We start from the raw sequence: 12012 nt of genomic DNA, 5'->3' as shown, positions 1-12012 counted from the left end.
CAGCCATATTTTTCCAAGTATGAAAAAAGCTGATTCTCTTTTCTGGCAAAATGTTTCTCAACTAAACAAAGTTTTTTAAACTTATCTTCAAACTCTTCAAAATTCTTTATTATATCAATAGTGCTTATACTTGCAATCAAACCTCTTATCAACATATTTTCTTCTATATAGACTTTAGCAGGGTGCCCTTCAGGCAGATTTGTAAATGGATTCATAATTTTTCCTTAACAATTTTATAACAAGATTATACTGTTTTTAAAAATTTACTCTTTGATTTATAACAAGATGAAAAATTACTGTTGTTTTAATTTTACTCTTTGAGAATGCGTTATTGCAACGGCAATAGCATCAGTTATATCAAGCGGTTTTATCTCTTTTTTTATGTTTAAAAGTCTCTTTACCATAAAAGCGACTTGCTCTTTTGTGGCTTTACCATTTCCTGTAAGTGCTTTTTTAACTTGAAGCGCCGTATATTCATTGAACTGCCCAAACTGCTGAAGAAGCATAAGTATAATTGCTCCGCGAAATTGGGCAAGTTTAATTGTTGTTTTTGGATTATGTGCATAAAAAATATCTTCAATTGCTACTTCATCTATTTTATGATTTTTAAATATACCTTCAAAAGCTTCAACCATCTGCGGAATCTGAAACTGTAACTCTTCGGCTTTTATTTTTATAAGTCCAGCCTCAATTAATAAAATTTTACCTTTTTCTAAAGAAATAAGAGCATAGCCCATTTTTCTTGTTCCCGGATCTATTCCTAAAATTGTCATCTCAATCCTCATGGCATGATATTTTCGTATTATAGTGCAACAATTTTAACCTATTCACATATTCACAAATTTGTTATTCACATAATTTTAACTCTATTTATGGCAATAAGCGCTATTATTCACAAATATAATAAAGATAGAGGAAGAGTTGTGAATATAGGTCAAAAAAATTTGCTTTTACTAAAAGAGGAGATACCCGAGATTGAATATAACAGATATATAAAACATCTCGTTTATGACACAAAAAAATCCACAAGTGACACAGCGCTTTTTTATGCCCCAAACTCTCTAGTTTTAAACTGGATAAAAAATAGATACAGCGCAAAAATCAAACATCTTTTTGAAGTACATGATGCATCTAATGTAACTGTTAAAATTTTACTTAAAAATCAGATTGAATCTAAAAAAGCAGAACAAAAAAAAGAGCAAAAACAGCTACATTCATTACTAAATCCATCACACACTTTTGAAAATTTTATGGTTGGAGGTTCTAACCAATTTGCTTATGCTGCAGTAAAGAGCGTAAGTGAAAAAGCAGGTGTTCTTTATAATCCTCTTTTTATTCACGGGGGAGTCGGTTTAGGCAAAACTCACCTGATGCAAGCAGCAGGAAATGTTTTTCAAAATCAGGGGAAAATTGTTATCTACACTACTGTTGAGCAGTTTTTAAATGACTTTATACGTCATGTTAGAAATAAAACCATGGAAAGGTTTCAAGAAAAATATCGTAAATGTGATGTTCTTCTTATAGACGATATCCAGTTTTTAAGTAATAAAGAGGGTATTCAAGAGGAATTTTTTCATACTTTTGAAGCACTTAAAGGTGTTGGCAAGCAGATTATATTAACAGCCGATAAACATCCAAAAAAGATAGCGGGACTTGAAAAAAGACTTCAAAGTCGCTTTGAGCATGGACTTGTTGCAGATATTCAGCCTCCAGAACTTGAGACTAAAATAGCCATTATAGAAAATAAATGTAAAATCAATAAAGTTACTCTTACAAAAGACATCATAAGTTATATAGCAACAGTAATTGAGAGTAACGTTCGTGAAATTGAGGGGATTTTATCTAAACTACATGCTTATTCACAACTTATGCATGTAGATATAGATTTGCAATTTACAAAAAGTGTTTTAAAAGATCAACTTCAAGAAAATCGTGCAAATCTTACCCTAGATATTATCACGCAAAGTGTTGCAAAAGATTTAAATATAAAACCGAGTGAAATTCGCTCAAAAGGAAGAAGCAAAAATCTGGTTTATGCAAGAAGAATTGCTATCTATCTCTGCCGTGATTTAACCCAAAATACAATGCCACAACTTGCACAATACTTTGGAATGAAAGACCATACCGCTATAAGTCATACACTAAAAAAAATAAACGAATTAATCCAAAATGATGAAGATTTTAAAGTTAAAATAGAAGAGTTAACAAACAAAATAACATCCTCTTCTTAAAAAGATGAAAAAAAGATATAATTACTTAAGTGAACAGATGTGAAAAAAGCTCAAAAGGTTCATCACATCTAAAAAACCCTTAGAGTAGTAGCTACAGAGTGATATTCACATTTTCACTCCCACCTACTACTACTACTATAATTTTATATAATAAATAGGAATTTAGATGAAGATAACAGTACAAAAATCTATCATTGAAAATATTTTAATTCATACACAACCATTTTTAGAAAAAAAAGATACCTCACAAATTACATCTCATGTATTAATAGATGTTTCAAATTCTAAACTCTGCATCAAAGCTACAGACTATGAAATAGGTCTTATTGTATCAACTGATAAAGTAAATATAATTGGCAATGGCACTGTTACGGCTAATGGTAAAAAATTTTTAGATATTGTAAGAATTTTAAAAGATGGAGAAATTAGCTTAGAAGTTAAAAATGATATTTTATATATCTCCCAATCACACTCAAATTTTAAATTACCAACATTTTCTTATAGTGAATTTCCAACATTTCCAATATATGAAGGAAAACCTCGTATAACGATAAATTCACACTCTCTTATAGACTCTCTTAAAAAAATAACTCCATCAATTGATACAAACAACCCAAAATTTGAATTAAATGGTGCACTCATTGATATCAGAGAAGATAGTATTAATTTTGCCTCCACAGATACCAGAAGATTAGCAGTAGTTAATATAAAAAATGAAAACAGCAGTCAACTATCTATAATCATCCCAAAAAAAGCAATAATAGAGATTCAAAAACTATTTTTTGATGACATAGAACTTTATTATGATGAGACAAATCTTATTATAAACTCAAAAAATTATACTTTTTTTACAAAACTTATAAATGGAAAATTTCCTGAATATTCAAGGATTATTCCAAAAGAGATCTCAAAAACACTTACTCTTCCAAAAGCTGTGATGATAGAATCAATTAAACAAATTACTACAATCTCAACAGATGTAAAAATAACTTTTTTTAATAACACAATTACGTTTGAATCACTAAGTGATGACAATATAGAAGCTAAAACAGAGATAAATTATGAAACAGGCTTTTCTTCACCTTTTGTTATTGCAATTAACAGCAGATATCTTTTAGATTTTTTAAATACCGTAAACAGTTCTGAATTTACTATCGGTCTCAATGAAAGCAATCTGCCTTTTGTTCTAAGTGAAGCTAATTTTAAAACTGTTGTTATGCCTATAGTTATATAAACCTTACACTTAATTTTTATTTTAAACCTCTTTTAGCAGACTTCTTCTATTTTATAAGAAGTCTTATTATTAAAACCTATCAAAATACCCGCTTATAAGCATATAAAACTTATTTTTAGAATAAATTAGATAAAATAACCCCAATTATGTAACAAAGTTATAATGGAGTATTAAATGGAAAATTACGGCGCTATTAATATTAAAGTCCTTAAAGGATTAGAAGCAGTTCGTAAACGACCTGGTATGTACATTGGTGATACCGGACATAGAGGTTTACATCATTTGGTTTATGAGGTTATTGATAACTCAATTGATGAGGCAATGGCAGGTCACTGTGATACTATTAATATAATTCTTACAAAAAATGGCACATGTAGAGTATCTGATAATGGGCGTGGTATTCCTACTGATATACATCCAACTGAAGGAATAAGTGCTGCTACTGTTGTTTTAACAGTTCTTCATGCCGGCGGTAAATTTGATAAAGATACTTATAAAGTCTCTGGTGGTCTTCATGGTGTTGGTGTATCTGTCGTAAATGCTCTATCTTCAGAGTTAAAAATGACTATTAACAGAGATGGAGAAATTTTTGAACAAGATTTTAAAAAAGGTATACCTCAAGAGATACTTTCTGTTATAGGAAAAACTCGTAAAACAGGTACTACGATAGAATTTGCACCAGATCCTAGTATATTTACGGAAATTGTGATTTTTGAATATGAATATTTAGCTAGAAGATTTAAAGAACTTGCATACCTTAATCCATTTATAACTATTAATTTTATTGATGAGAGAACTAATGTTTCACAAACATACCATTTTGAGGGTGGTATAGCTCAATATGTTACAGATTTAAATAAAAAACAAGAAGTTGCTAAAGTTTTTGAATTTAGTTCAAAAATTGAAGATATAGAATTTGATATAGCACTTATGTATAATGATACTTATGATGAAAAAGTTTACTCTTTTGTAAATAACATACGAACTCCAAACGGCGGAACACATGAAGCGGGTTTTCGTGCTGCACTAACTAGAGCTATATCAAATTATAACTCTCAAAACGGTGCAGCAAAAGAGAAAGATGTTAAAATAAGCGGGGAAGATACTAGTGAAGGTCTTATCGCTATTGTTTCAGCTCGTGTTCCTGAGCCTCAATTTGAGGGACAGACTAAAGGTAAACTTGGAAATACTTATGTAAGACCGTTAATCCAAAAAGCTACTTATGAGTTACTGAGTAAATATTTTGAAGAAAATCCAATTGAAGCAAAAGCAATTGTTGCAAAATCTCTTATGGCAGCAAGAGGTCGTGAAGCTGCTAAAAAAGCAAGAGAATTGACACGCAGAAAAGACTCCATGAGTGTTGGAACGCTTCCTGGAAAACTTGCAGATTGCCAAAGTAAAGATGCTTCCATCTGTGAACTTTATCTGGTGGAAGGTGACTCTGCAGGCGGTTCTGCAAAAATGGGCAGAGATAGAGTATTTCAAGCTATTTTACCACTTAAAGGTAAGATTTTAAATGTTGAAAAAGCAAGACTTGATAAAATATTAAAATCTGAAGAGATTACTAATATGATTACGGCGATGGGTTGTGGGATTGGTGATGAGTATAATGAGGAAAAACTTCGTTATCATAAAATCATCATTATGACCGATGCTGACGTTGATGGTTCACATATTCAGACTCTGCTTCTGACATTTTTCTTCCGTCATTTTAGAAGTGTAATTGAAAATGGATATCTCTATTTGGCACAACCACCGCTTTTTCGTTATAAAAAAGGAAAAAAAGAGATCTATTTTAAAGATGACCGCCAAATGAATGACTTTTTGATTGATAATGGGATAGAGTCTTTAGATATGCAAACTGTAGGACATAACGATTTAATATCATACTTCAGAATGGTTGATCACTACAGGGGTTCTCTTGAGGCTCTAAAAAGAAGATACGCTTTAGTAGATTTAATACGCCATTTTATAGAAAATCCTGATTTAATAGGTCTTGACATAACAAGTATGTATAAAAAAGTTGAAGAATTTTTAGTTGAAAGTGGAAATAATATTCTTACTAAAACAGTTACTCAGGATTCAATTCATATTTTTGTGCAGACAAAAGGTGGAATGGAGGAGTTACTTATAAATGATGATCTTTTTGCTGCTCCACATTTTTGTGAAGCAAGTTACATATATGGAAAAATAAAAGAGTGGAATTTAGACTTTAAAGAAGATATTTTAAAAGTGCTGAATAATATTATAGAGTATGCTAAAAAAGGTGCATACATTCAACGTTATAAGGGTCTTGGAGAGATGAATCCAGATCAGCTTTGGGAGACTACAATGACCCCTGAAAATAGAATATTATTACAAGTTACAATAGAAGATGCAGAGTTAGCAAGTGATACTTTTACTCTTTTTATGGGCGATGAAGTTGAACCTCGTCGTAACTATATTCAAACACATGCAAAAGATGTTAAACATTTAGATGTTTAACATCTCAGTAATATATGTTACTTCCAGAAATTAAAGAGAGAGAGTACCGTTTTAAGTTAGCACTTAGGATGGTGCTTCCTATTTTTGCTCTTGTTATTGCTTTAGTTTTTCATACATTTAGTACAAGTCAAGAAACTTTAAATACCTCATTTTACATTGAATCAATTCTAATTTTAGTATTTAGCATCTATTTTATTTTTTATCTTATATATAAAGGTTTTGATACTAAAATAATTGATAGTGTATCAAAAGCTTTTACAAGAGAGTATATATATGAGTATTTAAAAAAGAAGATAAAAACATCTAAAGAGTACACACTTATACTTTTAAGTGTTGATAATCTTTATGAAATAAATAGTCGCTATGGCATTAAAATCGGTGATAAAGTACTTTTTGAAACTCTTAATTGGATAGTTGAATATTTAAAATCAAAAGATATATACAATATTTCGGTAGGGCGCATAAAAGGCGGTGATTTTATAATTGGAGTGCATGGAGATAAAAATAGATATAAAACAATTATAGAGTTAATGTGTCTTAAGAGTGAAGAGTTTAAGATTGATGATATAGAGATTCAGATATCAGGTGTTTTAAATGATATAACTTTTTCAAAAGATATTGATTATTTAATCGAAAATCTTTTTGAATTGCAAGATAAAAATAAAAGTTCTAAATTAACGGCAAAATATATAGATGAAGATATAAATCCAAATGAACTTGAATATAGCGTTATAAATGCTATTAAAAGAAAAGATTTAGTAATTTATACACAAACTGTTTTTGAAAAAGAAGTAGAAGTTTTTAAAGAGTGTTTTGTAAAATTAGAAACGGAAGATGAAAAATTGCTTCATCAAAAGAATTATATGAAAATTTTAGATAAATTAAGATTGATGGGTAATTATGATCTTATAGTTTTAGAAAAAGTAATAAATATGTGTACTCAATCCGACGGTAATAAATTTGCAATTCAAATATCACCTACTTCTTTGAGAAATTCCACTGTTTTAACAAAAATTAAAGAAATTTTTACAAAAAATGAGTGTGCAAAAAATAGAATTATACTGCTTTTTCAAGAAAGTGAATATTATCCGAGAGTAGATAAATTTAATGCAACTCTGCAGCAGTTAAGAAGTTTGGGAGTTCTTATAGCTGTAGATAGATTAGCTTCGTTACATACGAGTTTTTTATATTTACGGGATTTAGATATTGATATAGTTAGATTTGACTCGTACTATACTAAAAATAGCGATGAGGGAGTATATAAAAATATTATAAGTGGTTTTAATGTTATGGCACATGAAAAGGGTCTTAAAACATGGATTAAGATGATTGAAAATCAAAATTGTTACACTTTAGCAAAGGAGCTAGGAGTAGATTACATGCAGGGCAGGTATTTGGCACCTTTAGAAAAAATTGAAAAAAAGAGGAGTTAGTATGAAGTATGGTGAAAAAATTATTAATGAGTTTGATGTAGAAAAAGATTTGGAGATTTGGCCAAATGAGCATAAAAGAAATTATCTTATAAAGATGACACTTCCGGAGTTTTCATGTCTATGTCCAAGAAGCGGATATCCTGATTATGCAACTATATATTTAGAATATACGCCTGATGCATGGGTAGTTGAATTAAAAGCTATAAAACTTTATATAAATTCATTTAGAGATAGACACATCTCTCATGAAAACAGTGCAAATGAGATATATGAAGTTTTAGAGAAAAAACTAAAACCAAAATATATGAAAGTAGTAGCCAATTATAATCCAAGAGGAAATGTTCACACTGTTATAGAGATTGATAGCTCAAGACTTTAAATAATTTTTTAACCAAAGAAGTGCGCTGTCATGGTTAGAAAATTTGCCATGCATTTGAGCATCATAAGCATCAGAGATGATTTTTGAAAATAGAGGCGAGGGCTTAAGAGCAAACTTTAAAATATCTCTTCCCATTAAAATAGCCGGGAGTTTTTTGTCTAATATATTTAGTTCTTTTGCTCTTTTTTTTATCTCTTGAACAGTTTTAAAAGCTTTTGTGTTATCGTTTGTAAGATAAATTGCACTTTTTAAAATAAGAAGCTCATCTATATTTACTTCAGCAGCGAGTTTATATAGGTAATAGTCACTTAGAGAATTTTTATATAGAGTATTTGTATCATTATGTTTTTTAACAAGCAGAAGAGACCTTTGTAAAAGTTCTTTCTCATCTGTTAATTTTTGTATAAAATTTTGAGCCTCTTTTTGAGAAAGGTTATAACAAAGACCCGCTAACATTAAAACAAGATTTGTTTGATTGTTAGTTGTTTTTTGTTTTGCTATAGCATCTATAACGGATAGATTTTGAGTATATATGTTGCTACCAAACTCTTTTAAAAGTTCAAATCCATGTGAAGGTTTTTTTGCATAAAGAAGAAGTTTTTTTACCTCCTCAAATATTCTCTCTTTAGGAAGTTCTTCTAACATCCCTTTTAAAACCATATCTTTACATGTAGAAAAAAGATTATCTTCAATTTTGAGATTAAATCTTGCAGCAAATTGAATAGCTCTTAAAACTCTAAGAGGGTCTTGGCTAAAACTCTCTAAATTTACAGCTCTAAGTATCTTGTTTTTAAAGTCATCAATTCCACCAAATGGGTCTAGTATTTCTTTTTTTAAGACATCATAACCTATAGAGTTTATCGTAAAATCTCTTCTTGATGTTGCAGTTTTAAAATCAAGTGTTGTATCTATGGCTATCTCAAATCCTTTATGTCCAGGTTGAACTTTATTATCAATCCTTGGAAACGAGAAGTCTAAATCATAATCTTCAAAGTATAGTTTGCAAACTCCAAAACTTTTTCCCACGACATTAACAGAGCCGAACTCTTTTAATATATTTTGCAACTCTAAAAAAGAGGAGATTCCATAAACTTCTATATCTATATCTTTAGAATCAATTCTAACAAGAGAATCCCTAATAAAGCCTCCTACAATTATAGGTTTAATACCCAAATTATATAATTTGTCAAATATAATATTTAATTTATCTGGGTAATTAATCATCATAATCATAAATATTGAGTATCTCTTTTTATTTTAAATATATTATAACACTATTTTAGGTATAATCGCAAAAATTTTTATCTTGGTTTTATATTTAATAAGCCAAAGAAGGAAGCCTTGTGCAAAAGATTAGAAATATTGCAGTAATTGCCCATGTTGACCATGGTAAAACAACCATGGTTGATGGACTACTAGAGCAGTCGGGAACATACGGAACTCATGAGCAACATGATGAAAGAGCAATGGATAGTAATGCTTTAGAAAAAGAACGTGGTATTACGATTCTCTCAAAAAACACCGCAATTCGCTATAAAGATTATAAAATTAATATTATAGATACTCCGGGTCACGCCGATTTTGGTGGTGAAGTTGAGCGTGTTTTAAAGATGGTAGATGGTGTTTTGGTACTTGTTGATGCCTATGAGGGTGTTATGCCTCAAACTAAGTTCGTTGTTAAGAAGATGCTTGCACTCGGTAAAAAACCGATTGTTGTTATCAATAAGATTGATAAGCCCTCAGCAGATCCAGAGAGAGTTGTAGATGAGATGTTTGACCTTTTTGCTGCTATGGATGCAACAGAAGATCAACTTGATTTTCCTATCATTTATGCTGCTGCGCGCGATGGTATTGCAAAGCTTGACATGGCAGACCCGGATGGAAACTTTGAGTGTATCTTTGAAACTATTTTAAAGCATATACCGGAGCCTGAGGGGGATAGAGAAAATCATACACAGGCACAGGTATTTACGCTTGACTATGATAACTATGTTGGTAAGATAGGAATTTCTCGTATCTTTAACGGGGTAATTAGAAAAGGTGACAACGTTATGCTTGCAAAAGCTGACGGCGAACTTGTAAAAGGGCGTATTTCTAAGCTTATTGGTTTTCACGGACTTAACCGTATGGAGATTCAAGAAGCTGAAGCTGGAGATATCGTTGCATTTGCAGGTTTAGAAACTGTAGATGTAGGAGATACTATCTGCGACCCTGCTAACCCAATGCCGCTTGATCCGATGCATATCGAAGAGCCGACATTAACAGTTATTTTTTCCGTAAATGACTCTCCTCTTGCAGGACAAGAAGGAAAACACGTAACTTCTAACAAACTCAAAGATAGACTCGAAGCTGAGATGACAACAAACGTTGCTATGAGACTTGAACTTGTAGGCGAGGGTAAATTTAAAGTTTCAGGACGCGGCGAGTTACAGATTACAATTTTAGCCGAAAATATGAGACGTGAAAACTTTGAATTTGGCGTAGGTCGCCCAGAAGTTATCGTAAAAGAGATTGAGGGTGTTAAATGTGAGCCGTTTGAACATCTAGTTATTGATATTCCTGAAGAGTTAAGCGGTACCGTAATTGAGCGTCTTGGAAAAAGAAAAGCAGAAATGAAATCTATGGTTCCAATGGGACAAGGTTTTCAAAGAATTGAGTTTGAAATTCCTGCTCGTGCATTAATTGGATTTCGTGGTCAATTTTTGACAGATACTAAAGGTGAGGGTATTATGAACCACTCATTCTTAGATTTTCGTCCATACAGCGGAGCCGTTGAATCAAGAAGTTACGGTGCGCTTGTAAGTATGGAAAACGGTGAAACTTTAGCGTACTCACTCTTTAATATTCAAGACCGCGGAGTTCTTTTTATAGGACCTCAAACAAAAGTATATGAAGGTATGATTATCGGTGAGCACTCACGTTCAAACGATTTAGTGGTAAATCCTATCAAAGGAAAAGCACAATCAAACGTTCGCTCAAGCGGTGCAGATGAAGCTATTAAACTTATTCCTCCTCGTGATATGTCACTAGAGCGTGCACTAGAGTGGATAGAGGACGATGAACTACTTGAGGTAACACCTAAGAGTATTCGTATTCGTAAAAAATTTCTAACTGAAAACGAAAGAAAAAGATACTCTCGCAAATAATCTTCTATAACTAACTTCTTGCAAACTGCAAGAAGTTAGTAACTAATCTGGTGTAAAATGGCGGTTTTTAGGACATTTGTCCCTGCCACAAAACGAAGTTTTTTAAAAAAATGGATGAATTATATCAGTTAAAATCTCTTTATATATCCATGACAGTAGGGTGTACTTCCCTTTTTCCCATAATAGTTTTGATGACTCTCATCTGCCGGATAAAATTCCGATTTTTCAACTATCTTAGTGGCAACTTTATAGCCGTTGGCTTCAAGTTTTGCTATCAGCTTAGATGCTATTTCTCTCTCTTGTTGGTTATTTACAAAAACTGCGGAGAGATACTGTTCTCCTATATCAGGACCTTGTCCATTAGTTTGAGTGGGATCGTGAATCTCAAAAAAAGTCTTAGCTATCTCTTCGTAAGATATTTTATTTTTGTCATAAATAACTTCAACGGCTTCAAGATGCCCAGTATTTGAGCGGACAACATCATAGTAGCTAGGATTTTTTACATGTCCACCCATAAAACCTGAGATTACCTCCCTTACACCGTTTAATTTTTCCAGATAATACTCTACACCCCAAAAACAGCCGCCTGCAAAGTAAGCATAGGAGAGATTTTCATCTTTAATATCAGGCTTTTTTTTAAGATTTAGCGATAATGAGTTAACACAGTGTCTTGTGTTTTTGGAAGTAAAACCCTCGCCCTCAAAAACATGACCCAAATGTGCACCGCAGTTGGCGCAGACTATCTCTACACGTCTGCCGTCACTATCGGGAACTCTCTTAATGGCACCCTCTATCGCATCATCAAAGCTTGGCCAGCCTGAGCCAGAATCAAACTTATCACTAGAGTCATAAAGCGGAGCATCACAAATCTTGCATGTGTAAATCCCTCTTGATTTCTCATTTGTATATTTACCTGAAAAAGGCCGCTCAGTACCTTTGTTGATAACTATATTTTTTTCCTCTTGGCTAAGTTTTTCTATTTTTGAACCCCATGGTTTTAAATCAGATGCATTCATAGTAATTATTATGAGTATGAAAATTATAAAATTTTTCACACATTACTCCTTTTTGAATTTGTTCTATTATACGCTTTAAAATTTTATGT

General features: G+C 31.7%; 9 protein-coding genes and 1 pseudogene. 6 read left to right on the top strand and 4 right to left on the bottom strand.

Annotation, left to right across the window (positions count from 1 at the left end; all coding sequences use genetic code 11):
* Positions 1–215: pseudogene (locus M0Q17_RS04660) on the bottom strand (DUF438 domain-containing protein); the annotation flags it as partial.
* A gap of 78 nt (positions 216–293) precedes the next feature.
* Complete coding sequence (gene ruvC, locus M0Q17_RS04655; RefSeq protein WP_295083801.1) at positions 294–773, bottom strand: crossover junction endodeoxyribonuclease RuvC; 480 nt, start codon at positions 771–773, stop codon at positions 294–296.
* A 150-nt stretch (positions 774–923) separates the two neighbouring features.
* On the opposite strand from ruvC, the gene dnaA reads away from it, so the two are divergent.
* The 5 genes from dnaA (at position 924) to queF (ending at position 7761) form a co-directional block, all read left to right on the top strand.
* Positions 924–2231 (top strand): chromosomal replication initiator protein DnaA, encoded by a 1308-nt coding sequence (gene dnaA / locus M0Q17_RS04650; protein WP_295083798.1) that lies wholly within the window; start codon positions 924–926, stop codon positions 2229–2231.
* Between the two features lie 166 nt (positions 2232–2397).
* The gene (gene dnaN / locus M0Q17_RS04645) at positions 2398–3465 is read left to right on the top strand and encodes a DNA polymerase III subunit beta (RefSeq protein WP_295083796.1); all 1068 of its coding nucleotides are present in this window, start codon (positions 2398–2400) and stop codon (positions 3463–3465) included.
* Between the two features lie 174 nt (positions 3466–3639).
* Positions 3640–5949, top strand: coding sequence for a DNA topoisomerase (ATP-hydrolyzing) subunit B (gene gyrB, locus M0Q17_RS04640; RefSeq protein WP_295083794.1), 2310 nt, complete (start codon positions 3640–3642; stop codon positions 5947–5949).
* A 14-nt stretch (positions 5950–5963) separates the two neighbouring features.
* Positions 5964–7382, top strand: coding sequence for a GGDEF domain-containing protein (locus M0Q17_RS04635; protein ID WP_295083792.1), 1419 nt, complete (start codon positions 5964–5966; stop codon positions 7380–7382).
* A gap of 1 nt (position 7383) precedes the next feature.
* A complete protein-coding gene (gene queF / locus M0Q17_RS04630) occupies positions 7384–7761 on the top strand; it encodes a preQ(1) synthase (RefSeq protein ID WP_295083790.1) in 378 nt (125 codons plus the stop codon).
* On the opposite strand, the gene M0Q17_RS04625 is transcribed toward queF, so the two are convergent.
* Positions 7750–8985, bottom strand: a complete 1236-nt coding sequence (locus M0Q17_RS04625; RefSeq protein WP_295083788.1) for a CCA tRNA nucleotidyltransferase — start codon at positions 8983–8985, stop codon at positions 7750–7752. The genes queF and M0Q17_RS04625 overlap by 12 nt on opposite strands.
* A gap of 119 nt (positions 8986–9104) precedes the next feature.
* Between M0Q17_RS04625 and typA the strand changes: the two genes are divergently transcribed.
* The gene (typA, locus tag M0Q17_RS04620; RefSeq protein WP_295083786.1) at positions 9105–10907 is read left to right on the top strand and encodes a translational GTPase TypA; all 1803 of its coding nucleotides are present in this window, start codon (positions 9105–9107) and stop codon (positions 10905–10907) included.
* Between the two features lie 128 nt (positions 10908–11035).
* On the opposite strand, the gene M0Q17_RS04615 is transcribed toward typA, so the two are convergent.
* The gene (locus M0Q17_RS04615; protein WP_295083805.1) at positions 11036–11887 is read right to left on the bottom strand and encodes a bifunctional methionine sulfoxide reductase B/A protein; all 852 of its coding nucleotides are present in this window, start codon (positions 11885–11887) and stop codon (positions 11036–11038) included.
* Positions 11888–12012: the final 125 nt, after the last annotated feature.

This window comes from Sulfurimonas sp., from assembly GCF_023229105.1.
Taxonomy (GTDB): domain Bacteria; phylum Campylobacterota; class Campylobacteria; order Campylobacterales; family Sulfurimonadaceae; genus Sulfurimonas.
This window is presented reverse-complemented; position numbering and strand designations above follow the sequence as displayed.